Genomic DNA, 24,255 nt, shown 5'->3' with positions numbered 1-24,255 from the left:
ATAGGTTAACACAGGCAGGGATGCCTGTGCTACAATTAAAATTGGATTGGTAGTAATACACCGACACCAAATGTAGTTTCATTGTCTGCGCGCACTCTGAGACTATCAAAAGGATTGGAGCCGAGGCGATTTGTGAAGTATGCTTCTAATTCTAGACCGTTGATTATATTACCTAAAAGCGAAGATGGATTCCAACGTAAACCTACTGTCCAAGGAATAATTGATTCACGCTGGTTGCCAATAAAAGCGTTACCGTTATTTTTGAGATTCACACCAACTTCAGCAATTGCATTTAAGTCTTTTGACAAAGGAACGGAACCCCCAAAGTTTAATCCGGCAATTTCCAATCCATCACGCTGTATAAAACCTAAAGTTGGGGTTAACCAAACTGCACTTCCTCCCTGAAATTGGTAGTGCATGGGAGCAGAGATACTATAAACAAATAACTCTCCTTCCCTTTCATTCCTAAAAGCAAATCCACCTTTCTTTAAACCTAACTGCTTAAATCGGTTACGATTATTATTTACAAAGTTTGTTAAAACGTTATTCGAGCGTGCAATTGTGCCTGCCAAACTTAATGTAAATGGGTTGCCTGACTTTTGATGCAGAAGACGAACTTTTGTGCTAAAGCCAAATTGCGACTCATCGACAGTACCGGGAATACTACTTAAAAAAGCACCAATTTCTAAATCATCTAACAACCCATAACGAATGTTGGGTAAAAGTCCTTGCCCACCTGCTTGAAAAGTTGTTAATAATTGATTTTTGCGAACTGTACCACCATCTAAAAATCCAAATCCTGCGTATGAAGAAGGTGCTGGTTGCTGTGTGGCGCCAAAATGCTCAGGATAGCTACGGTTGGCATTTGTAATTCCTGGTACATAATTAACGCCAAGTCCTATCGCAGTATATTCTCTATCGGCAATTAAAGATAAGGCGCCTGTATTGCCTAAAGCATTAGAAACAAATAAATCTGTAGAAAGTCGAGGATTAATTACATACCTTAAACCTGCATTATAAGCAATAGTTTTCGTTGCTAATCCAGTATCTCGGTTGATGGTGTTATTTCCAGAAAATGGCACAAAAGCATCACCCCAAATTATGAAGCGATTACTCAATTTATAACTGATACCAGATGCCAAACCAAAGGTAGTTCCAAAACCTGAGTTAGAATTAGGAAATTTGTTTAAATATAAGGCATTATCTTCTGGTAAAAAAGCAACCTTGGGAGAAAGGGTAAATTGCCACTGGTCGTTAGGTGTGATGGTATAAGGCAGTTCTAGAGAAAAAACAGTTTGTTTATTAAGTCCTGCAACAGAAAGACCAGCGTTATCACTAAACCTATATGGACGACCTCCACCTGCTCTTGAAAGTGCAACTACACCACTCAGAGCTTGTGTACCATTTTGACTTTGCCAAATTTGTTGTTTTGCTTGCAGCGTAGTTTCTTGAAAAAAGTTAGTAGTGCTTTCTGAGTTAATTCGTTGAACACTAAATTTACCCTGACGAACAGGCCCGGAATTATCAATTGTTTGTACATCTAGGGTCAATTCTAAATTATCGTTAACACCCCAGCTAACACCAATAGTTGGTTGGTCTGTCAAACCATCTTTAGCTGCACTTCCAGTTTGGATAAAGCGACGGTTGCGGATAGTTGTTAAAATTTCTCCGCCTCGTAGGTGTTCTGCTGTTGTTAAAACAGGGCGCCGACTTGGTATAATCGCAAGAGCCGTATTAACAATTGGCGCCGAATCTACCATTGAATTTACTATTTTTAATAAATCATTAGACTCATCCAGTAATGTAACTTTATAAAATTGGTTATCTTGCTGCCAAATAATTTGCGAATCTGGTAGTCCGTTTTGTCCTTGACCCTTTAATAAATATCCCTGAAGATTATTTGCTATAGTTATTGGTTTGGCAATATTCTGAAATTGTTTAAATTCTTGCAAAGCTTCATCCGAGCTTGTATTCGCTACACTAAAACTACCAATAAAGCAACTATACTGCTGCTGTTCACAATCGTAAACATAAACGGTTGAACGAGATTGAGAAGTGCTAAATACTTCTACTGTATAATTTTTGGTATTTTTGCTTAATAATATCCCGGATGGTAAACGCATTCTCAAATCAGACGGTAAATTCTGTTTTATTTTTTCAATGTGAGCAGCAAAAATATCGGTATTTGAAGAAGAATTAGATGCAATACTGGAAACCGTTATAGTAGAGTTAGGGTTTACTTGATTCAGGTAAGAATTATTTTGAACATGGTTTATTTCTGGAGCAGCAAAAGCTAACAAACTATAGGCAGCCAAATTTAACATCGACATTAAATTAACCTCGCGTTATCTTCAATATTGCTTTAACAACGTAACCAGATAGAATGCGCGACAAAAGCATATATTCTCGCTTTTGATATGAAGCGAGATTGAATAAAAATTATTTATAGATAGTTGAAAAAGTATGTTTATATACTTAAATGCTATCGGTACACCCTTAATAACTTAGAGTCTACTATTATTTCCAGTAATGGATTAATTTAATATGTATCAATGCGTGAAAATAAGTTTTTATATTTACTCAATTGGAAGAAAAATATATATTTAATCAAATGATAGTTATTTTAATTTTGTATCAATTTGAGCTTGATATTTTTTGGGGTGATTTTGTGGGATGGGCGGGCAGGGATGCCCGCTCCACAAGAGAAATTTACAAGAAGTTTAACTGACTTTGACTACAGTTGGTTCTAAGATGGGGGAGACTTTGAGATTAAACTCTTGCTCAAACACTTCTTTGCTGTAATCTAAGCTCCAAAGTTCTAGCGCACAATCATCGCTAGGGTTTGATGGATGAATTCTTAACTTAAAAAGCTTTTCTTGTTGGTTGTAGTCGCAATGAACGCGCGCTACTGCTCCAATTTGTCTGCGGTCAAGGGCAGTTGCTAGACGCAATATAGCACTTAATTGGTCTACCATTAAACGATGCTCTTTGTTTACCAAAATGCGGTAGTTTTCATGTTTTTTCTTTGGTGGAGATTTTCGTTGGTAGCGCGCTATGTTGGCGATAATTTCAATTTCAGTTTCGCTGTAACCTAGTAATTCGCTGTTGCGAACTAAGTAGTATGAGTGTTTATGGTGGGCAGAATGGCTAACGTAGTGACCACAATTATGCAAAATTGCTGCTGACCATAGTAGCTGACGTGTTTCGTTATCCCAGTTGTGTAAAATACATGAAGTTTGGTCGAATATACTTGTCGCAAAGTTTGCTACACGGTCGCTATGAGACAAATTAACGTGATACTTCTTGGCTGTTTTGAGTACGCTACGTTGACGTACCGAACCTTGGTAGCGCAAACGGTCTTCTATTAAACCGTGAGTCAGCATCCAGTCAACAATTACACCTTCACGCAACGAACGTTCACAAACAGTAATGGCTTCACATCCTAGCAGCGTCATTGCTTCCTGTAAAATAACTGCTCCTGCGAGTATTACTTCTGAACGCTTTTCTGGCATTCCCGGAACTGTTGCTCGCTCGACGTTGCTCATAGTTTGTAAACGAGCTACTAACTCACGTAAGTCTCGCAATGGAAACTGATAACCGTTGAGCGTTGAAGGAATAAAACCTAAATGTTCGCGCGCATGAATTGCTGCGAGTGTTTCGATAGTTCCCGCTGTCCCTACTAAACGTGGATACTCACCCAGTCGTAAGTCTGCTCGTACTTCTTCTACCGAACGTTCGAGCATTCCTCTTGAATATGCTTGGAGGTAGTCAAACTCTGCTGTAGAAATTGGGTCAGTGGTAATTAGTTCAGTTGTTAAGCGCACGGCGCCTATTTTTGTACTAGTAAGAACTCGTTCTTCGTGGCTATCACCCAAAATAATCTCGGTAGAACCACCACCAATATCGATTATCATGTGGGGCTGGTTGTTAAATTCCATTCCCGATAGCACACCCAAATAAATTCGTCGTGCTTCTTCAGTACCGGATATTAAATCAACCTCTAATGCTAACTCAGTTTCGATTTGATGTAGAAAATCTCTACCGTTAGGCGCCTCACGTACAGCAGAAGTTGCCACAGCGATCTGAGTTTCGGCGTTGAAGGTTTTCGCAACATCCTGAAACCTCCGCAGTGCAGCAATTGCCCGCTTCATAACTTCAGGCTTTAAATTACCTGTCTCTAAATCTCGGTCACCAAGTCGAACTGTTTCTTTTTCTCTAGCAATAATGCTAAATGCTGGTAATGTCGGTTCAATCCGTACAATTACCATGTGCAATGAATTTGTTCCCAAATCAATTGCAGCAATTATCCGTTGTAGGTCAGTTGTTGTTAATCCAACTGAAAAGCTAGCCGACGTAGCTGTATCCACCATTTTTAGTTATCTCTATGAACGAACCGCAAGCTTTAAACCAACAAAATATGACATTCACTTAGCTGCTTACCATCAACACAACAAATTAAATGTATTTAAAAGGTTATGTTGATGAATCATCTTAATCAATAGCAAAAAAAGTTATCCTATAAATGTGAAGATGTATTAAATATTGTTCGCAAATCATTTTTCCTGTTCATGCTAAAGTCACTCGAAAACCACCAAAACACGGCTGTTGCCATAATTCAGCTTTTGAGGTGGCACAAGCCCGAAGGAAGATTAATCTTAATGATTCCTGCCTTGTGGGCTGTATTCCTAGCAGCAGCGGGAAAACCTCCACTACCTTTAGTTGGCGTCATTGTGCTTGGCACCCTTGCTACTAGTGCTGCTGGTTGTGTAATTAATGATTTATGGGATAGAAACATTGACCCAGAAGTTGAGCGCACTAAAAACCGTCCTTTAGCTTCACGCGCACTTTCTGTAAAAGTTGGTATCGCTGTTGCTATTATTTCTTTTGTTTGTGCGGCAGGTCTGGCTTTTTATCTCAACCCGCTCTCATTTTGGTTGTGTGTTGCTGCTGTTCCAGTTATTGTTCTTTACCCAGGCGCCAAAAGAGTATTTCCCGTTCCACAATTGGTACTATCCATTGCTTGGGGTTTTGCCGTTTTAATTAGCTGGAGCGCTGTTACAAAAAATATAATGCAGCCGACTTGGTTATTATGGGGTGCCACTGTACTATGGACTTTAGGGTTCGATACTGTATACGCTATGAGCGATAGAGAAGACGATAAACGTATTGGCGTTAATTCTAGCGCCTTGTTTTTCGGCGCCTATGCCCCCATTGCAATTGGTCTTTTTTACATTGGTACTGTTGCTCTGCTTGGCTGGTTAGGTTTTGCTATTCACCTTCATATTGCTTTCTGGTTAAGTCTTGCACTTGCTGCACTAGGCTGGGCTTGGCAATTAATGCGTCTAAAAGATGACAGCCTCACTAGTATAGCATATGCTGAAATGTTTAAGCAAAATGTTTGGATAGGATTTATTTTGCTTGCAGGCATGATAGCTGGTAATTTGTTATGAAAAGCGCGAGAAAGTAAATGTCAACTACAATTACAGTAAATATTGACCAAATTAATACTTTGGACATTTCACCCGCTGTTGAGGTAATAGAACAAATTAGTTCAAAAAACGCAATTCTGTCAAACGAGCAGCAGCTAATTTTCAATATTGACTATCCAAGAGAAGACGGAGACCCACGCGAACTTTCAGAAATACCCGAAATTCGTTTGTGGTTTGTTCGTTTAGATACACGTTACCCGTGGCTACCATTTTTTTTAAATTGGCAAGAAAAAGAATTTACTCGCTATGCGGCAATGTTAGTACCGCACCAATTCACAAAAGAAGGAATACAATACAACCCAGAAGCACTAGAAATATTCTTGATGAGCAAGATTTTTATTTTAACCGACTGGCTTAAAAAACAAGAAATACCGCACCAATCTAGACTTAAAGCAATGGCGCAGTTATTAGGATATGACCTAGAAGATGGTCTATTTTCAATGTTTTAATCGATGTAGAGACGCGATAAATCGCGTCTTTACAACATGTATTTAGACGCGATAAATCGCGTCTCTACGTTATTTAATTTACGCAATGCGACTTAAGGCAGTATTGAAAGCATATTCAACAGCTTTTGATTCGCTTGGTAATAAAGCTTGCCAAATACGATAATCATTTAAATCTAAGATTAAATTGGCCATATCATCAATTTTAACTTGTCTGAGAATTTCGTGCTGCATGTACTCAAATTCAAGAGAGTTACCACCCGCTTCTAAAATAGATGTAGCAGCTTGAATAAATTTTTTCATAACCGCTTGCATATATTTTTCACCTGCGGTTTCGGCAAAAATTGCTGAGGTATTAAATACTTGATACTCTCTATATAATAAATTAGAAATTTTTCTAGCTTCAGTATTATCCCAGCCTAATGGCAATTGAACATCAAGATATTTACCTTCTTGATAGCGATACTCAAGGTACTGATTGATGTTAATTGTTTCTTGCGCGAGTTTATCACCTGCTAAAAGTCGATAGAGCGGTTTTAGACTTGTGTCAATTCCAGAGTCCGGGAATACATTTTCTTGACCTTCTGGACATTCATATAACATGTAAGTCCATATTCCAGGATGCTCTACTTCCGATTTATCTGCCTGATAGAAGGTAACTGTACCATCTTCTTCACAATAATAATAAGCATTACGGATATCATTAAGGCTACATTTACGTAATTTAATCCACTCCGTGATTTTTTTGAATATGCCAGTGATATGAAGTGGTTGACTGTCAACTTGGATGTATCGTTTTCCGGTAATAACAAAGCTATGTAATTTAATCGCCATTATATTGTCCCCTTGAGAATATCAAATCTATCAGTAGACGCACGCCAATCACTTTTAATTTGGTTAATCAGCTATTCAACCCATACATCTCCTTTTAGGAGTCTTCCAGATTATCTAATTATCTATCTTTAGATAGATGTCATTTGGATTCAATCTGGATACTTTATCAATTGTTAAATGGTATACTTGACAAACTAGGGTTGATAATAGAACCACAATGTTAATTTAGATAACAATGTGTAGAGACTGACTTTGTATTCGTCTCTAATTTCAGTCCTATATAGTGTTCCCAAACAGTTGCCGAAACTAACAGATTAATTAAAAAAATTTCTATTTTTTTGGCTGATGCCGCTGAAACCCTTACGATATAAGCTTTTTAAACTCAATGTTAGTGTCATGTTTTACAATTACTACTTATGTGAGTAAGCTAAACAGGCACCTTAATGCTACAAAGAGTTGATATATGAACTCTCTAATAGGAAAGAAACCTATGAAGCTGATAACAACTTGATGCACTAACCTCAGAACCAAAACCTTCGTTGAAAGATTAATATATTACTTAGCTCTACTCTGACTTGTACAGAGGGGTGAGACCACTCATTTTATTTTTTTAGGTATTATAAATTACAATCATCACAAACTTTCGACTTGCTACTGTAATGTTACGCAACGCACTTGATTATGAGCATTAGAATATCTTATGCTCAGTCAATTACCATACATAAAAGTTACTTTACTCGCAATCGAAGAATATTTAATACCTATATAAAAGTCTGCCAAAATATAAATACAAACATACAGTTTCAATTCCTGAAAGTTTCTTTAATTGGTCAAATCACCCTAAGAACGTATTTGAGGTACCAGCATCAAATACAACTCGATATTCAATCAACTCTCGCCAACTTAGCTTTAATTAACCGAATTGAAAAATTTACTGTTAACTTAGTTTGTAACTTGATTAAAGAAAATTCAAGTAGTCGCAATATACTTTTTATCCCACATAACCAAATATCAGTCTTTAGGTATAGACTTATCTTTCCTCAAGGAGTTGTAGTTAGCTTTATTTTTCTTCAAAAAACTAAATCAAATCTTAAATCAAAAGAAAATATTAAACTGTTTGCTTAACTACAACAAGCCAATTTCTAGTTTTTCAAGAGATAAATATTTTAAATGGCTAGAGGTTGTAAAGAAAAATATTAAATCATGTAATTTGTATCAAGGCAGACTAGTTTGCCTGCCTATAGAACTAATTAACCACCCCAGATTTTTTCTAAAACGGTTTGACTTGAAATATCCGCTATATTACCAGTGGGTGATTGAATAGCGAGGAATTTATCGTTTTTTGGTAACAACTTGGTGCTGTTATTGGCGCCTAATAAGGCAACAGTGAAGGTTTGAACCGCGACGCTTAGGTGCATTGGGTAGCTAGAGTCACATACCATTAAGTTGGCACCTGCAATCATGGCAGCTAGTTTACCAATATTGTCAGGGACGGTAACCTTGAAATTTGGCGCCGACTCTTTCAGGGTACGTATCAACTCTTCGCTCTCTGAGGTCGCAACAGCAATTAATGGCATATCAGGTTGTTTGAGTTGCCAATTTTGAATGATTTGCAACCAATTTTTCGTTGGGTAAATATTATTCAATCCAGTTTCAGACGAAGACTCGGAGGTACCGTATAATAGTACGTACCCAGTATCTTTAATACCAAGGCGTTTTTGTTCATTCGTTGCCCATTCAATATCTGGCTTTGGGACTGAGAGTGCTAATTCTGGGCAAGGTGATTTAATACCCAAGCCTTGAACAAGTTCATGATATGTAGTAGCAAGGTACTGTTGGGAGTTCATAGGTATTTTATAAGTTAAAAACCCAGAACCAAAACTAAGAAAGCCAACGCGGGTAGGAATTCCGGTTAACCATAGCATTAGACCAACAGCCCAGCTTTGTTCAAGGGTAATTGCAACATCGTACTCACGGTCACGAATTGTACCAACTAAGTTACCCCAGTCAGCTAAACTATTACGGTCTTCAAAATCAAACGTTAACACTTCTGACACTGACTTACTTACCCGGTAAGCAGCCTTTGAACGGCTTGATGCAACGACATCGATTTGCGCGTCTGGATAATGGCGCCTAATTGTATCAATTGTGGGGAAAAAGAGAATTTGGTCGCCTATTCCACCTGAGACAAGGGCTACTACTCGCATAATTATTTTTAAGGCTCTTAGGGCTACTCGCTAATCATTTTATTAGTTGTTTGCTGCGAATGGTAACTTCCGCAGCGATTAGGCATTATATTGAGTATTCTTGTTTTTATTAGCTTTTATTAACTATGTATCTACTAATTCCTGCTGCGGGTATGGGTAAGCGGATGGGAAGCGACCGCAATAAACTTTTACTATCGCTTCTAAAGCGTCCTATTCTCGCTTGGACGTTATTAGCGGCTTCTTCATCTGTGGAAATTAACTCGATTGGCATTATATCGCAGCCTACAGACTACGAAGCAATAAATACAATTTTAGAATCATTAAATTTGAGCAAACCAGTACAATTGATTCAAGGTGGCGCCACTCGTCAAGAATCTGTATACAATGGCTTAAAGGCTTTGCCACCAGAAGCACAACAAGTATTAATTCATGATGGCGCCAGATGTCTTGCGACTCCAGGTTTATTTGATAGATGTGCTTTTTCAGTACGTGAATGTGCTGGTTTAATCGCAGCAATACCCGTAAAAGATACGATTAAAGTTGTTGATTCTAGTGGGATAATTACTGGCACACCCGACCGTAAAAATTTATGGGCGGCGCAAACTCCACAAGGGTTTGATGTTAAATTACTTATTGAGTGTCATCAGTTAGGAGTTGAAAACGGCTGGGAAGTTACCGATGATGCGGCTTTATTCGAGAAATGCGGTTACAAAGTCAAAGTTGTGGCTGGGGAGGAAACCAATTTGAAAGTTACTACACCCCAAGACTTAGCCATCGCCGAATTTATACTAAACCAAAGAAAGATTAATCTTGGATAAATACCCTTGACGCTACCAGTATATAATGGTAAAATCCGTGCCACTCACTTGTTATTTGTCTTGGAAGCCAATGAGTATAGCAGCGGCAAAAATCGAAGCAATTCTCTATTTAAAGGGTAGACCCTTGTCTATTGGCGAAATAGCCGAATATGCAGCATGTGACCGAATGACGGCACAAGAGGGAGTTATCGAGCTAATTGATGAATATGCCCATCGAGATACTGCTTTAGAAGTAGTTGAAACTTCAGGTGGTTACTGTCTGCAAGTACGTTCAGATTATCAAGATTTAGTGCAAACGCTGATTCCTGTAGAGTTAGGTGTAGGCGCCTTAAGGACTCTAGCAGCGATTGCACTTCATAGTCCAATTAAACAAAGCGATTTAATCAACGTGCGTGGTTCTGGAGCATATCAACATGTTCAAGAATTAGTTGAGCAAGGCTTTATTCGTAAACGTCGTGATAGCGATTCTCGCTCGTACTCGCTACAAACAACTGCAAAATTTAACCAGTACTTCCAAATCGACCAACTTCCACAGCCTTTTGTAGCACGGCAAGAAGAGCGTCAGTTAGAATTAGAACTCTTACCACAAGCAGAAGCAAGTTAATAACAGCACGCTTGAGTAGGGACACTTTCAATAGTGCCTTTCACACCTTGGAATGTGGCTCACTCTTAATGCTATGGTTTAGAGTAGAATTAGCAACTCAGCTAAAAAAAATAGCCAATGGTATTTGACCCTAACTTTTTAAATGACAACTTCGATGGCCGCACTTCGGAACTCATGAATGAGAGCTTTGAGGAACATCCAAATCCGTTACTCAATTACCTCCAGCACCAATCACCGGAAGTTCTAGCGCGCGTCGCCCAGTCAGTCAGTCCCGAAATTAAGCAAATCATATCGCAAAACGTCCAAGGCTTAGTAGGGATGCTGCCTCCCGACAACTTCAACGTACAAATTACAACCGACCGCGACAATTTAGCCGGACTGTTGGCATCGGCGATGATGACGGGATATTTTCTTCGCCAGATGGAACAGCGGATGCATTTAGATAATTTAAATAGCAGCCATTAATTCAAATTAATTAATTAATGGCTTATCTAACGGCACTTAAAACTGCCATAAGCGCAATTAACTCTTCGGGTAAGTTCCCGACTGGATTTTGAAAGCCTGAATTTTATCATTACGGTTGACTTCTATTTCTAGAATGTCGCCGACCGAGCTTGATTCTACGAGCTTTTGAACTTGAGCGGCCGTTCTTACGGGTTTGCGATTAACCTTGACAATTAAATCGCCTACTTGAAGTCCGCCTTTCTGCGCTGGAGATTTTTCGGTAATTCCTTTAATCAATATCCCCGTATCTTGCTTGATACTTAGGTTATTTTCTTGATTGATTTGCTGTTTTTTGTTTGGACTTAAATCTACCATTTCAATTCCCAGAAAGGGATGCTCAACGCGCCCTTTCGTAAATAGTTCGCCAGCGATACGCGCAGCAGTTTCTATGGGTATAGCAAACCCCAAACCTTGTGCATCAGCACGAATGGCAGTATTTACACCAATTACCTCACCAGTAGAATTGAGAAGTGGGCCACCTGAGTTACCAGGGTTGATAGCAGCATCAGTTTGAATAAAGCTGACTCGTTTTTCTGGCACACCAACTTGGGCGCTTGTACGGTCAGTTGCGCTAATAATGCCAATAGTCACGGTATTATCTAAACCGAGTGGATTACCGATTGCAATTGCCCATTGTCCAGGAATTAAATTTTGTGAGTTACCTAGTTTTACCGTTGGTAGCTTAGAACCTTCAATTTTGACGGCAGCAACATCCGTAACCGAATCAACTCCTACAACTTTTCCCTCAAAAGTCCGACCATCTTTGAGTGTCACCTGCACTGTGTCGGTATCAGCTACAACATGAGCATTTGTAAGTAATTGACCATCTTGACTCAAAATAAAACCAGAACCAGTACCTCGTTCAATTCTTTCTTGGGGTACTGGTTGCTCATTTTCACCAAAAAACCGCTTTAATATTGGATTTTTGAATGCGTCTGAAATGGGGTTTGCGACTTTGCGAGTGGCATTAATTCGTACAACTGATGGGCCTGTACGTTGAACCGCAGCAGAAATAAAATTGACATCTTGCTCTCCAACTGCCCCAATTACACCTCTGAAAGAAGGCGCCACAATTGTATCTGGGGTTGAGGTAACTGTAACATTTCTTAACTCTTGAAACTGGCGCCTTGCTTGTGGAGCAAGAAAAGAATTAGCAAACATTGCCATAGTACCACCGAACATTCCACCGACCGTCACAAGAGAAAAATAAACAATTAATTGCTTTAAGGATAATTTCATAGTAATAACACGTAAGAGACAATAATTTTAAGAACAAAGCAGCGAGCAAGTACTAATTTATAAGTTTAATCAAGCAAAAAGCTTGTTGCCAGGTAGTCATAGCCATGTATTCATTGGTTCTATGGCAATAACCGTATTATATGAAGGTGCCCCCTGAACGATTACTACCAAATCGCCATCTAAAATCTAAAATAAAACCTAAAATTAATAAGACTGCTGCACTTGGATTCATGCATGAAATCTCCTATCTACTTACCGATAATTTGTTACGTATTTAACATATTTGCCGTATTATTAGCACTTCCATCAAATACGCTAGCTCAAAGTAGTAGCAGTTGTCCAAGAGCTGCATTATCGCGGTTTTTGCGACATACGGTATCGAGTGGTGAAACCCTTGAAACAATAGCCCAAAAGTACAATCTCACGCCTAAATCAATTCTTACCATGAATCCGGGGCTGCAAAACCGTGCGATTATTGCAGGTACTCAAATCTTGATACCTCCCTACAACGGTATCATCGTTGAAGTCCCGCGTGGAATGACCTGGCGTGATATCGCAAAGCAATATAAAATTCGTGCCGATGTACTATATGAAATTAATGGTTGCCAATCTATACCCCGACTAGTATTTATTCCATCAAGGCGCCCTTCTGAGCAATCTGACCAAATATCAACAGCCAATACAAATAATTCGACGTCTAATTCTACGTCCACACGCTTCGCTGTTTATCCGCTTACTTCATTGGCAACAATAGCTTTACCCTACGGATGGCAAAATAATCCTAAAAACGGCGAAGTATTTTTTCACAGTGGAATAGACCTACTGGCGCCATTAGGAAGCGGAGTACAAGCAACAGGAGATGGAACCGTAGCATTTGCGGGTACACAAGGTAGCTATGGAAACTTAGTAATAATCAACCACGGAAAAGGAATACAAACTCGTTACGCTCAATTAGAAACTATTAAAGTCACAGCACGTCAAAAAGTTCAACAAGGTGACATCGTTGGAACCGTCGGTACCACAGGAAAACCAACATCACCCCAACCTCATTTACACTTTGAAGTTCGTACCAGTTCTGATTTAGGTTGGAAAGCCCTAAACCCTCAAGATTATTTAAAATAACAACCTAGCAAATTGTGGCAAATTGTGGCACAGGCATACGAACTGTGCAAACAACTTCTTGTAAATATACTTATAAATGTACTTAAATGACTCTAAGACTTACCTAGTGCAGTACGAATTTTTTCTAAAACCCATTCTCGAATTAACTCTGTATCACTCACTCCTCGTTGCCGAGCAGTTTCTCTAACAGCTTCTACATCTTGAGGCTGTAATTCTATTTGCAGTATTGTTTTCCGCTCAAATACTGGTTCTGTTACTTCTTCTAACTCATCCTCAAAATCTGTTAAGTCATGGGTCTGCCAAAATTCGGCTAACTCTTTAATGGAATCAGTTTGTGGAAGCTTTTGACTTTTCATCGGTTTTATTATTAATAGCAATATTATTAATTCTAGAGGTTGGCGCCAATTTTATATCTCCTCAACTCCCGCTCTGTGTACTAGAAGTCTCTGTGGTAAAAATAAAGCAACGTATGTAACGGATGTAACGAATAACGCATCCGTTGCAAACTTTGCTGATTGGAGATTCTTCTCTACGTTCAGAATGACAAATTAAATTAATTAAGTACGAATTGACTTAGGTATGAAATAGGTTCGTGAAGTAGAAGCATTAATTGTTGAGACGTTAGGTTAAGTTCGGCAAAAGTTTGTCCGGATGTGTCGCTAAAATCGACTTCAAACACATTTTCAGCCACTATATCAGTAACAGTACCTACTTGACCGCGATATATTCCATACTCAGGCAAATCTTCGACTAAAGCGACAATATCGAGCAATCTAATTTCCGCGTTTATTGTTCCAATGTTCATAGTTTTCAGTCTTTTTGTTGAAGTAAATAATTTGAAGTAAATAAGTTGAAGTAAATAAACTTAGCCTTCTGCCATAAGTGGTAAACTAACTGTGAAAGTGGAACCGTTACCAGGTTCACTTTTAAGCAGAATTTCACCACCCATCATTTGGCAAAAATGACGGCTAATAGCTAACCCTAAACCAGTACCACCGTACTTTTTAGTAGTCGAAGCATCACCTTGGGTAAATGGCTTAAATAATTGCTGCTGCTGATGGTACGTCATGCCAATACCAGTATCGCTAACGGTAAAGATTATTTTTTCCTGTGGGTATTCGCCACCTCTATCTTCTTTTTCCGTGCGTACTCTCAAACATACTTTGCCATTCGTTGTAAATTTAGCAGCATTACTGAGCAAATTCAATAATACCTGACGGACGCGCGTTTGGTCAGCATACATTGTTCCAAGTTGCGGGTCGCAGTCTATCTCAAAAACATTACCATTTTTTTCGATTGATGGTTTGACTGTTAGAACAACATTATTTATTAACGTTGCAATTTCAAACGTTTCCGGATAAAGAGTCATTTTACCCGCTTCAATCTTCGATAAGTCGAGAATGTCGTTAATAAGTTCGAGTAAGTGTCTACCTGCGGAATTAATAGTTTCTAAGTCAGTAGCAAAATCTCCTTCTAACCCCATGTCGGCAGCGTCGTCTTGTAGCAACTGACTCAAACCAATAACAGCATTGAGTGGGGTACGCAACTCGTGACTAACGTTGGCAAGAAATTGACTTTTTGTTTTGCTCGCTGCTTCCGCTTCTTCTTTTGCCTGCTGTAGTTCTTTTGTTCTTTCTGATACTCTTTCTATCAATCTATTAAGGGATTTTGCTAGTAACCCTATTTCATCTTCGGTTGTTACTGGCGCCCTTAAATCGAAGTTGGATTTTCTTGCGACCTGTTCAGCGACCTGGGTAACAATAATAACAGGCTCGGCGATATCACGTGAAGTTCTCCAAGCTACGATAGCAGCAACGGCAACCGAAGCTAACATACTCAAGATAGTAATTAAACGTTCATAAGTTTTGGCATTTTCAACATCTTTATAACGTTTCTCGCTTTCAATTTGAGCAGCTTCAGCAGTTTCAAGCAACCTTTGTGATAGTTGGTCTAACTGTACAGCAGTTTCTTGGCGCATCACCGAAAGTAACTCGTTCGTAACCGTCGCAGCAGATTCACCTTGGAGTGGTTGTTTTGCTTCTACATCTTGTAAAATTGACTCAACTTGCCCAACATAAGATTTTAAGTTATCAGCGTACTCACTTAAAAAAGTACGTAATGCTTTTGGCCGCGAACTGGAACGCGGATTATCATCAAGGAAAGAAGCTAATTTTTGCTCGGATTTTTGCGCTCTAGTAAAATTATCTCGAAAGCTATTTTGCGCTTCGAGTAATTGCTGCTTATCTTGTACGACAGCAGGTAGCTTATAGCTAATAAGCAATGTCCGCATAGCCGCATCTTTATAACTAGCTAAAAGTTTAGACTGTTGACTAGCTTGGTCTAACTGTCTAATTTCGTGTCCTCGGTAATAGTTAGCTGTAATAAACCCAGTTAAAGAACCTAAAAATCCAATGCCAATTGCCAGAAAATAACCGTAGCCGATTTTTTGGTGAATCCGCCATGAGCTAGCTTTGAGTTTCCCGCGTGTGGGAAATTCAATCGTCGGCAGTTCATCGGTTGAGGGCTGATTTGGTGGCACTGTTTTAGTTTCGGAACGTTTATTGAAAGCGGTCGGCTGAAGCTTCGTTCGCATCCCTCAATCCTCCCTTGCCCTCCCGCATTGGACATTTATATATAAGCGTAAATTTGCTGCTTTGTGTGGATTTCTTATATTGATACTTATTAAATTAAATTAGAAAGTAGTGGGGTGCCAAAATTTCTTATTTTTGACCAAAAATAAGTATTAATGACTAATTACATACTTTCAACACAAATGCACCTGAGCTTCATCCATGATTCTCAAATCAACAAAGCAAATATTATGATATCAAAAGAATTTAGTTTTCTGAAAAAAACCCAAGAAACCAAAGAAACCCGGTTTATTGTTGATGTCTATGTTACTAAATGACGATTTTGCGAGCGAAACCGGGTTTCTGATACATCAAAGGGTATGCAGGAGTTGCTGCATACCCTGTTGTTGCCATCAAATTACAGCAAGCGTTCTCGCGGGCAACATTAAAGCTTTACACAACTGCTGTTAATTGCAAGTTGGTAGCTGCGGCTTTGAGTATTTCGGCTTTGTCGGTTTTTTCCCAAGGTAAATCTAAATCGTCTCGACCAAAGTGACCGTAAGCCGCGACGTCCTGATAAAAACGTCCGCCTCGTTCGTTTGGCAAGTTTTTAAGATTTAGGGTGTGAATAATTCCTGCTGGGCGCAATTCAAAGTTTTCTTTGATTATTTCTAGCAAGATATCATCGCTAACTTTACCTGTACCGAAGGTTTCAACAAAAATACTTGTTGGTCTTGCTACACCGATAGCATAGCTTAACTGTACTTCGCATTTTTCTGCCAAACCAGCAGCGACAATATTTTTAGCGACATAGCGACAAGCATATGCTGCACTGCGGTCTACTTTTGTGGGGTCTTTTCCAGAGAAGGCGCCACCACCATGTCGAGAGTAACCACCGTAGGTGTCAACAATAATTTTGCGTCCAGTCAAACCAGCATCACCTTGAGGTCCACCAACAACAAATTTACCAGTGGGGTTGACTAAAAAGCGTGTTTCTGAGTCTGGCTTAATTTCTAAATCGCCAAACACAGGTTCAACGACGGCGCCCCATAAGTCTTGTTTAATTTTGGCTTGAACAGCTAATTCGTCGGTGATATCGCCAATTACGGCATCGTGCTGAGTTGAAATTAGAATAGTGTCAATGCCAACTGGGCGACCGTTTTCGTAAATGACAGTAACTTGGGTTTTACCATCTGGACGAAGGTAAGGAAGTAGTTTTGTTTTACGAACAACAGCTAAACGACGCGCGATACGGTGAGAAAGCGAAATTGGCAAAGGCATGAATTCTGGAGTTTCGTTACATGCGAAACCGAACATAATACCTTGGTCGCCGGCGCCAACTTTATCAAAAAGTTCATCGCTGGTTTGTTCGCGAGTTTCTTGAGCAGTGTTTACACCTTGAGCAATGTCAGGTGACTGTTCATCTAACGCAACTAAAACCGAGCAACTTGTAGCAGAAAAGCCATTATCAGCATCGTTGTAGCCAATTTCAGCGATTTTCTGACGCACTAATTTAACGTAGTTGACGTTAGCTTTAGTTGTGATTTCACCTGTAATCACTACCATGCCAGTATTGACGACAACCTCAGCAGCTACACGGCTTTGCGAGTCTTGTGCAAGCAGTGCATCCAAAATAGTATCTGAGATTTGGTCGCAAACCTTATCTGGGTGCCCTTCGGTTACAGACTCAGAGGTAAATAAATTTCTACGTGACAAATGAACATTCCTCCAAAATAGGTTTATACTAAGCTGCCATATTCAGTCTGTATACACAAACTTGATTTAGCCGCTTTAATCAGCAATCATAACAACATTTCTACTTTGACAACGAGCGAGTTTTGTTATCTTCATCAAAATCAAGTGTTTTCACGGAATAAATTTAATCAATATATGACTTTTGGTAGATACACATTTAATTAGATAGTGATGTTACATAAAAAAAGGCACCCAGGAAGGCGCCCTTGATTTTGTATTGATTTTTTATGTATTTAGTTACACATTAACGGCTAATTTTGCTTCTTTTGCAGTTAAGCGTTCGTAAGCGGCACGCATTTTCAAGCCAGTCAGAACTTGGAACAAGCCAGTACCATTGTTGGAGCCAGGATATTCACGGTGCTGAACCAATAAGTGGGTCATTTCACCCTCATACTTGGTTGAAGTCTTACTGAGGTGAGTTTCAATGTAAATCACTTCGTCGAGATTATCGAACTGACCATCAACCTCTAAAACAGAGACATAACGACCGTAGTATACATCTGAACCGTAGTACAGTTGCATACCTGGGTAAGAACATGACAACTTGCGTCCACAAGGAGTCCAGTTAATAGTTGAGCCTTCATCGAATAGATACACTGGCTCAAATCCTTCCTTGCCTTCGCGTTGTAGCATTCGCACACGCAGAACTTTACGCTCTTCGTCGTTTTTAATTAAGTTGGTGGGCAATACTTGAAGAACAACATCCGCGAATTCGCGTTGAGGTTCAATATATTTTTGGAAATCTGGTCTACGCGAGTTGATGGCTTGTAAAACATCTTCGTAGCTATGACCACGTTCAGCCATATCGCGCTGAACTTTCCAAGCAATTTTAACTTCATCGCTTATATCAAAATAAACGCTGAAGTCAATTAGTCCGCGTACCCGCTCGTCATATAAAGGATGTAAACCTTCAACCACAATAATGTGATTTGGCTCGATTTTTTCCGGCGGGTCAATCATGCCGGTTTCGTGGTTGTAGATAGGCTTCATAATTTCCTGACCATCTTTGAGCGTTTTGATTTGCTCATACATCAGGTCAAAATTATTTGCTCGTGGGTCAAGTGCAGTTATTCCTGTTTCTTTGCGTTGTTTACGGTCGAGACAATGATAGTCATCCAAACAAATAACAGTCATTAATTCTTCACCGAACAAATCTGTCAGGCGACGCAAAAACGTAGACTTACCACACCCAGAGTCTCCAGCAACTCCAATCAGCACCACACGTTCCGGCTTACTTGTCATAAATCTCCTTACTTATACTAAAACAATGAATTACAATGATGATTTTTCACACAAAAGACCTTTCGGAGTGAGGTTTGGAGTTACCCCACTGGCATCCTTAAAAGCGTTTCTGCCACCCAGCGCAAAGCCATATCACAAACCGCAGGTAATAACAAATATTTGTTTTACCTGGAGTTGCTAATTGTGAGATTTGTTGCTGGTAAGTATTTAATCCTAGTGCTATTAGGGATTTTAACAGAAGGAGGTGAATCTATACAAGGCTTAATTTTTGTAAGAATTATCTTAAGTCCACATCTTACTTACGGGTTATTGCAATATGAGCAGAAGCTATGAAGCTATTAGTGTTTGTTAAATGGTAAAATAATTAATTTAATTTGAGGCATACTCACGATAAAAGCCCCGAATAAGGTATAATTATAATTTTTTAAGATTTTTGCTCTGAATTTGAACAATTGTGTATAGTGTATTGAAAAACGAACCGCTAAAACAGTCAACTGATAACGGTTGACAGATTTTTCACATCAAGTAAAACTTAATATTGTAAGTTATTGCGCTCCGCATGTGGGAAGGTAAGGTTGACAACTAGTTGGCTGTTTGCTACCATTTGCTCGTAATCGCTGATAAATAAACAAATGGGATTTGTACCACTCAGGAAAGCAATCGAGTTTCTGGGTCTAAGTGCAAACACGTTAAGGAAGTACGCGGATGAAGGGAAAATCAGGAGCATCAAAAACGAAGCGGGGCAAAGACTCTATGATGTCGAGTCATACATCAGAGGAGGTTCACCAGCTCGAACTACCACTATTTGCTACTGTCGAGTCAGTTCCCCAAAACAGCGTTCAGACCTTAATAGACAAGTCATCTACATGCAGTCCCTCTACCCAGACGCAGAATTTATCCGAGACATTGGTTCAGGAATTAATTTTAAGCGTAAAGGACTGCAAACCTTACTGGACAGACTTTTGCGGGGAGATAAGTTCACACTTATTGTTGCCTGTCGTGACAGACTCGCACGGTTTGGATTTGAACTTATACAATACATGGTCGAGCAAAACGGTGGAGAAGTCGTGGTTCTCGATAAAACTGTATATTCCCCAGAGTCAGAGCTATACTGCGATTTACTCTCAATCCTTCACGTCTTTTCATGTAGAATGCACGGACTTAGAGAATACTCCAAAAAAATCAAGGAAGATTTATCTAAGGTTCAACCCGGAACAGAAAGCGATAATTAGAAATTGGTTTGGTGTTGCTAGATTTGTTTACAATCAAACGATTGAATTGTTACGGGATGGAGTTATAAAAGCCAATTGGAAAAAAGTAAAAGGTAGTATCCTGGCTAATTTACCGGATTGGTGTAAAGACACTCCATATCAAATTAAATCAATAGCAATTAAAGATGCTTGTAAAGCAGTAAGCAATGCCAAGCTCAAATTTCAAAACACAGGTGTGTTTTCTGACTTTAATTTTAAGTCGAGAAAAGACCCTAAACAATCGTGTTATATTCCGAAATCTGCCGTATCAGAAAAAGGAATATATCACACAATATTAGGTTCAGTTAAGTACACTGAACCATTACCTCAAAACTTCGGAGATTGCCGTTTAGTATGTGCGTATGGTGATTACTATTTAGCAGTACCTGGAGAAAGTCTACAACTAGAAACCGAGAATCAAGGACGTGTTGTCGCTTTAGACCCTGGAATCAGAACATTTTTAACATTTTTCTCTGAGTCGTCATTTGGTTGGTTAGGTAAGGATGCCAACATCAAGATTCAAAAACTTTGTTTTAAGTTAGATGAATTGTGTAGTGTAATTTCCAAATCGACTGGACAAGTAAAAAGACGATTCAAAAAAGCAGCTAACCGAATCAGGGCTAAAATAAAAAATCTGGTTTCGGAACTGCATAAAAAAACGGCTTTATTTTTGATAAAGAATTTTGATGTGATTTTACTACCGACCTTTGAAACCTCTCAGATGGCAAAAAAAGGAAAGCGTAGAATCAGGTCAAAGTCAGTACGTCAGATGTTAACGTTATCTCACTATAAGTTCAAAGAATTTATTAAACATAAAGCTTTAGAACATAATAAGATAGTTATAGATGTCTCGGAAGCGTACACCTCAAAAACAGTAAGCTGGTCTGGAGAAATAGTTAAAAATTTAGGTGGGTCTAAAATTATTAAATCCGAGTCCACAGGTCAACAAATGGACAGAGATTTAAATGGTGCGCGAGGGATATTCCTTCGTGCATTGGTTGATACGCCTTTTCTAAGAGAGAATCTTAGATTATGTATTTGTTAACATGTGTTGGGAATTGTTAACGAAAAAGTATCGGAAGAAAAGATTAAATTGACTCATTATTAACATTCTCCAATAGACTTATCCTTTACTTTAGAAGGTACACAGGTGTGTTTTTTCAGTACCTGCATGTCTATGGCGAGTGTTCCGACGCAAGGCATTGTTACGGAGATGCCGATTTTACAACGGTAGTGCTGGTTAGTTAGCCACATTGACCGTAGAGAGGGTTTGAAACGTATGTTAAGTAAAAATCGGAGTGGTAAAACGAAATGAACAATACAGGTGCCGTTGAGGGTGCTGCCATTACATCTGATGGTAGTCGTTTATTTATATATGAAGTAGTGGGTCTGCGCCAAAGTGACGACACCGACCAAACAAGCTACCCAATTCGTAAAAGCGGCAGCGAATTTATCAAAGTGCCTTACAGTCGCATGAACCAAGAAATGCGGCGGATAACTCGTCTAGGCGGCAAAATAGTTAGTATCCAACCAGCTGGTATATTAGAACTACCATTTGGTAACGGTTCAAATCAAACTGCGGTTGCTACTATTGAAGGGAACGGAAAAGCCACATCTGACCAACAGCCCAAGAAGAGTAAAGAAGGCAACAGCATGACTCAAGCGAAAGCCAAACACGCTGACGTTCCCGTAAACATTTACCGTCCGAATGCTCCTTTTATTGGTAAATGTATATCGAACGAAGCGTTGGTTAAAGAAGGTGGTATTGGTTTAGTACAACATCTCAAGTTCGACCTCACAGGAGGCGACCTACGTTATATCGAAGGTCAAAGTATCGGTATAATTCCACCAGGACTAGATAAAAACGGTAAGCCCGAAAAATTAAGACTTTACTCCATTGCCTCGACTCGTCATGGTGATGATGTAAATGATAAAACTGTTTCGCTTTGTGTTCGCCAGTTAGAGTACGAACATCCAGAAACAAAAGAGAAAGTGTTAGGTGTATGTTCAACTTTCTTATGTAACCTCAAACCTGGTGACGAAGTTAAAATCACAGGGCCAGTCGGTAAGGAAATGCTCTTACCCGAAGACACCGACGCTAAAGTTATTATGATGGCAACTGGTACAGGTATTGCGCCAATGCGTGCGTACTTGTGGCGGATGTTTAAAGACGCAGAAAGAGCAGCTAACCCTGAATATCAGTTCAACGGTTTTGCTTGGTTAATTTTTGGTGTTCCTACAACTCCAAACCTTCTTTACAAAGAAGAATTGGAAGAAATGCAACAGCGTTATCCAAATAACTTCCGTCTCACGAACGCTATTAGCCGTGAGCAAAAGAACCCAAGTGGCGGTAGAATGTACATCCAAGACCGTGTAGCAGAACATGCAGACGAGTTGTGGAAACTAATTAAAGAACCAAAAACCCACACCTACATTTGCGGTTTACGCGGTATGGAAGACGGTATCGACGCAGCTTTAACTGCTGCTGCTGCTAAAGAAGGTATCACCTGGAGTGATTACCAAAAAGACCTCAAAAAAGCTGGTCGTTGGCACGTTGAAACCTATTAATTAGTAAAAAGTGCTGAGTTTTGAGTGCTGAGTGCGCTTGTAGAGACGTGATTAATTGTGTAGAGACGCGATTAATCGCGTCTCTACTGGTATCGTGGTCGTATGCCACCCTATAATATTTTTTATTGTTGATAAAAATTATCGAGTTCTTTTTTCTGACTTCTGATTGTTGACTTTATCAAAAACTCAGCACTCAGCACTCATTACTCATCACTTTATTTTGGGGTGTTTTATTTGTGGGTATAAAATTAGGAATATTAGGATTAGGTACAGTTGGAACTGGAACTGTACAACTACTTCAAGATAATGTCGGGCGCCATTCGCTGTTACAGTTAGTTGAAATTCATCGAGTTGGTGTAAAGTCCCTCGATAAACCTCGTGATGTCACGTTAGCTAAATCAGTAATAACTACAGATTTGGAATCAATTGTCAATGACCCAGAAGTAGATATTGTCGTTGAATTAATTGGTGGATTAGAGCCTGCGCGCGAGTTAATATTAAAAGCAATTCAAAACGGTAAGCACGTAGTCACAGCAAACAAAGCTGTAATATCAAGATTCGGTGCCGAAATTTTTACTTTGGCAAACCGTCAAGGTGTATACGTCATGCTCGAAGCTGCGGTTGGTGGTGGTATTCCAGTTATACAACCGTTGAAACAATCTTTGAGTGTTAACCGAATTCATACAGTTACAGGTATTGTCAACGGTACCACTAACTATATATTGACGCGGATGCAAACCGAAGGCAGCAGCTTTGACGCAGTTTTAGCAGATGCTCAAAAATTAGGTTATGCCGAAGCAGACCCTACTGCCGACGTTGATGGATGGGATGCTGCTGATAAAATTTCTATATTGGCATCATTAGCTTTCGGTGGACGCATCAACCGCGAAGAAGTAAGCTGTGAAGGTATTCGACAAATTAGTAAAACAGATATTACTTACGCAAACAATTTAGGGTTTGTAATTAAATTACTCGCTATCGCCAAAAAAGTGTCTCCTACAGACTGTACACTATCCGTTCGTGTTCACCCCACACTCGTCCCCAAAACTCACCCGCTTGCTAATATCAACGGTGTATATAACGCAATACTTGTAGAAGGAGAACCTTTAGGACAAGTAATGTTTTTCGGTCCCGGTGCAGGTGCAGGCGCCACAGCTAGCGCAGTATCATCAGATATTCTAAATTTAGTCGCGCGGTTACAAACAGGACAAATTTCGGCGCCATTAGACCCACTTTTAGGTTGTTCGCATCAAGATTATTGTCAAATAGCTCCTCAAAGCGAACTAACAGCAAGATTTTATACAAGATTCTTAACTTTAGACCAACCAGGAGTAATAGGCAAACTCGGAACCAGCTTCGGAAAACACGGAGTTAGCTTAGAATCTATAGTACAAACAGGATTTCAAGATAAACTAGCCGAAATAGTAGTCGTAACCCACGACGTCAAAGAAGGAGACTTCAAACAAGCGCTAGAAGAAATACGTACATTCGAGGCAATAGATAGCATCCCCAGCAGCCTGCGCGTATTGTAATAAGCACTGAAGTGCTTTCTTACATTAAAAATAATTCCCCGATTGTTACATTTGCCCAGCAACCTAGTACGCTGT

The 24,255-nt window shown here is 39.4% G+C and carries 20 protein-coding genes; 10 read left to right on the top strand and 10 right to left on the bottom strand.

Features of this window, described 5'->3' with window-relative positions; all coding sequences use genetic code 11:
- Window positions 1-35: 35 nt before the first annotated feature.
- On the bottom strand, window positions 36-2,330 hold the full coding sequence (locus DSM106972_RS01575; protein WP_127078187.1) for a hypothetical protein: 2,295 nt from the start codon (window positions 2,328-2,330) through the stop codon (window positions 36-38).
- A gap of 390 nt (window positions 2,331-2,720) precedes the next feature.
- A complete protein-coding gene (locus DSM106972_RS01570; RefSeq protein WP_127078185.1) occupies window positions 2,721-4,370 on the bottom strand; it encodes a Ppx/GppA phosphatase family protein in 1,650 nt (549 codons plus the stop codon).
- Window positions 4,371-4,568: 198 nt separating this feature from the next.
- On the opposite strand from DSM106972_RS01570, the gene DSM106972_RS01565 reads away from it, so the two are divergent.
- A complete protein-coding gene (locus DSM106972_RS01565) occupies window positions 4,569-5,450 on the top strand; it encodes a 4-hydroxybenzoate solanesyltransferase (RefSeq protein WP_127078183.1) in 882 nt (293 codons plus the stop codon).
- Between the two features lie 17 nt (window positions 5,451-5,467).
- A complete protein-coding gene (locus DSM106972_RS01560; protein ID WP_127078181.1) occupies window positions 5,468-5,938 on the top strand; it encodes a CRR6 family NdhI maturation factor in 471 nt (156 codons plus the stop codon).
- A 78-nt stretch (window positions 5,939-6,016) separates the two neighbouring features.
- Here DSM106972_RS01560 and DSM106972_RS01555 read toward each other — a convergent pair whose 3' ends face one another.
- Both DSM106972_RS01555 and DSM106972_RS01550 read right to left on the bottom strand, forming a co-directional pair.
- Window positions 6,017-6,769 carry a hypothetical protein gene (locus DSM106972_RS01555; RefSeq protein WP_127078179.1) on the bottom strand — a complete coding sequence of 251 codons (753 nt, stop codon included), beginning with the start codon at window positions 6,767-6,769 and terminating at the stop codon, window positions 6,017-6,019.
- A 1,250-nt stretch (window positions 6,770-8,019) separates the two neighbouring features.
- A complete protein-coding gene (locus DSM106972_RS01550; protein ID WP_127078177.1) occupies window positions 8,020-8,976 on the bottom strand; it encodes a glycosyltransferase family 9 protein in 957 nt (318 codons plus the stop codon).
- A gap of 125 nt (window positions 8,977-9,101) precedes the next feature.
- Here DSM106972_RS01550 and ispD point away from each other — a divergent pair, with 125 nt between their 5' ends.
- From ispD to DSM106972_RS01535, 3 genes are all read left to right on the top strand, one after another.
- A complete protein-coding gene (ispD, locus tag DSM106972_RS01545; protein WP_127078175.1) occupies window positions 9,102-9,794 on the top strand; it encodes a 2-C-methyl-D-erythritol 4-phosphate cytidylyltransferase in 693 nt (230 codons plus the stop codon).
- A gap of 70 nt (window positions 9,795-9,864) precedes the next feature.
- Window positions 9,865-10,398: an SMC-Scp complex subunit ScpB gene (gene scpB / locus DSM106972_RS01540; RefSeq protein ID WP_073616846.1), complete on the top strand. Its 534-nt coding sequence runs from the start codon at window positions 9,865-9,867 to the stop codon at window positions 10,396-10,398.
- 117 nt (window positions 10,399-10,515) lie between these two features.
- Window positions 10,516-10,863 (top strand): DUF760 domain-containing protein, encoded by a 348-nt coding sequence (locus tag DSM106972_RS01535; protein WP_127078173.1) that lies wholly within the window; start codon window positions 10,516-10,518, stop codon window positions 10,861-10,863.
- Window positions 10,864-10,920: 57 nt separating this feature from the next.
- Here DSM106972_RS01535 and DSM106972_RS01530 read toward each other — a convergent pair whose 3' ends face one another.
- On the bottom strand, window positions 10,921-12,141 hold the full coding sequence (locus DSM106972_RS01530; protein ID WP_127078171.1) for an HhoA/HhoB/HtrA family serine endopeptidase: 1,221 nt from the start codon (window positions 12,139-12,141) through the stop codon (window positions 10,921-10,923).
- A gap of 234 nt (window positions 12,142-12,375) precedes the next feature.
- On the opposite strand from DSM106972_RS01530, the gene DSM106972_RS01525 reads away from it, so the two are divergent.
- Window positions 12,376-13,263: a LysM peptidoglycan-binding domain-containing M23 family metallopeptidase gene (locus tag DSM106972_RS01525; RefSeq protein WP_127078169.1), complete on the top strand. Its 888-nt coding sequence runs from the start codon at window positions 12,376-12,378 to the stop codon at window positions 13,261-13,263.
- 92 nt (window positions 13,264-13,355) lie between these two features.
- Here the strand turns inward: DSM106972_RS01525 and DSM106972_RS01520 are convergent, their stop codons facing one another.
- From DSM106972_RS01520 to DSM106972_RS01500, 5 genes are all read right to left on the bottom strand, one after another.
- Window positions 13,356-13,619: a CopG family antitoxin gene (locus DSM106972_RS01520; RefSeq protein WP_127078167.1), complete on the bottom strand. Its 264-nt coding sequence runs from the start codon at window positions 13,617-13,619 to the stop codon at window positions 13,356-13,358.
- Between the two features lie 197 nt (window positions 13,620-13,816).
- A complete protein-coding gene (locus tag DSM106972_RS01515) occupies window positions 13,817-14,068 on the bottom strand; it encodes a DUF4926 domain-containing protein (RefSeq protein WP_233787294.1) in 252 nt (83 codons plus the stop codon).
- Between the two features lie 60 nt (window positions 14,069-14,128).
- Window positions 14,129-15,856: a sensor histidine kinase gene (locus tag DSM106972_RS01510; protein WP_127078165.1), complete on the bottom strand. Its 1,728-nt coding sequence runs from the start codon at window positions 15,854-15,856 to the stop codon at window positions 14,129-14,131.
- A gap of 430 nt (window positions 15,857-16,286) precedes the next feature.
- Complete coding sequence (gene metK, locus DSM106972_RS01505; RefSeq protein ID WP_127078163.1) at window positions 16,287-17,549, bottom strand: methionine adenosyltransferase; 1,263 nt, start codon at window positions 17,547-17,549, stop codon at window positions 16,287-16,289.
- A gap of 276 nt (window positions 17,550-17,825) precedes the next feature.
- Complete coding sequence (locus DSM106972_RS01500) at window positions 17,826-18,830, bottom strand: phosphoribulokinase (protein ID WP_127078161.1); 1,005 nt, start codon at window positions 18,828-18,830, stop codon at window positions 17,826-17,828.
- A 632-nt stretch (window positions 18,831-19,462) separates the two neighbouring features.
- Here DSM106972_RS01500 and DSM106972_RS01495 point away from each other — a divergent pair.
- The 4 genes from DSM106972_RS01495 to DSM106972_RS01480 all read left to right on the top strand — a co-directional run bounded on the left by DSM106972_RS01495 (window position 19,463) and on the right by DSM106972_RS01480 (window position 24,180).
- Window positions 19,463-20,062 (top strand): IS607 family transposase, encoded by a 600-nt coding sequence (locus DSM106972_RS01495; protein WP_127078159.1) that lies wholly within the window; start codon window positions 19,463-19,465, stop codon window positions 20,060-20,062.
- Window positions 19,947-21,125 carry an RNA-guided endonuclease InsQ/TnpB family protein gene (locus DSM106972_RS01490; protein WP_233787340.1) on the top strand — a complete coding sequence of 393 codons (1,179 nt, stop codon included), beginning with the start codon at window positions 19,947-19,949 and terminating at the stop codon, window positions 21,123-21,125. Before DSM106972_RS01495 ends, DSM106972_RS01490 begins: the two co-directional genes overlap by 116 nt.
- A 266-nt stretch (window positions 21,126-21,391) precedes the next feature.
- The gene (gene cpcD/petH / locus DSM106972_RS01485) at window positions 21,392-22,648 is read left to right on the top strand and encodes a bifunctional rod-capping linker CpcD/ferredoxin--NADP reductase PetH (RefSeq protein WP_127078157.1); all 1,257 of its coding nucleotides are present in this window, start codon (window positions 21,392-21,394) and stop codon (window positions 22,646-22,648) included.
- A 236-nt stretch (window positions 22,649-22,884) separates the two neighbouring features.
- On the top strand, window positions 22,885-24,180 hold the full coding sequence (locus DSM106972_RS01480; protein WP_127078155.1) for a homoserine dehydrogenase: 1,296 nt from the start codon (window positions 22,885-22,887) through the stop codon (window positions 24,178-24,180).
- The last annotated feature ends 75 nt before the right edge of the window (window positions 24,181-24,255 follow it).

It is taken from the genome of Dulcicalothrix desertica PCC 7102, assembly GCF_003991905.1.
Lineage (GTDB): Bacteria > Cyanobacteriota > Cyanobacteriia > Cyanobacteriales > Nostocaceae > Dulcicalothrix > Dulcicalothrix desertica.
The sequence above is the reverse complement of the archived record's forward strand: the minus strand, read 5'-3'. Positions and strand labels throughout refer to the sequence as shown.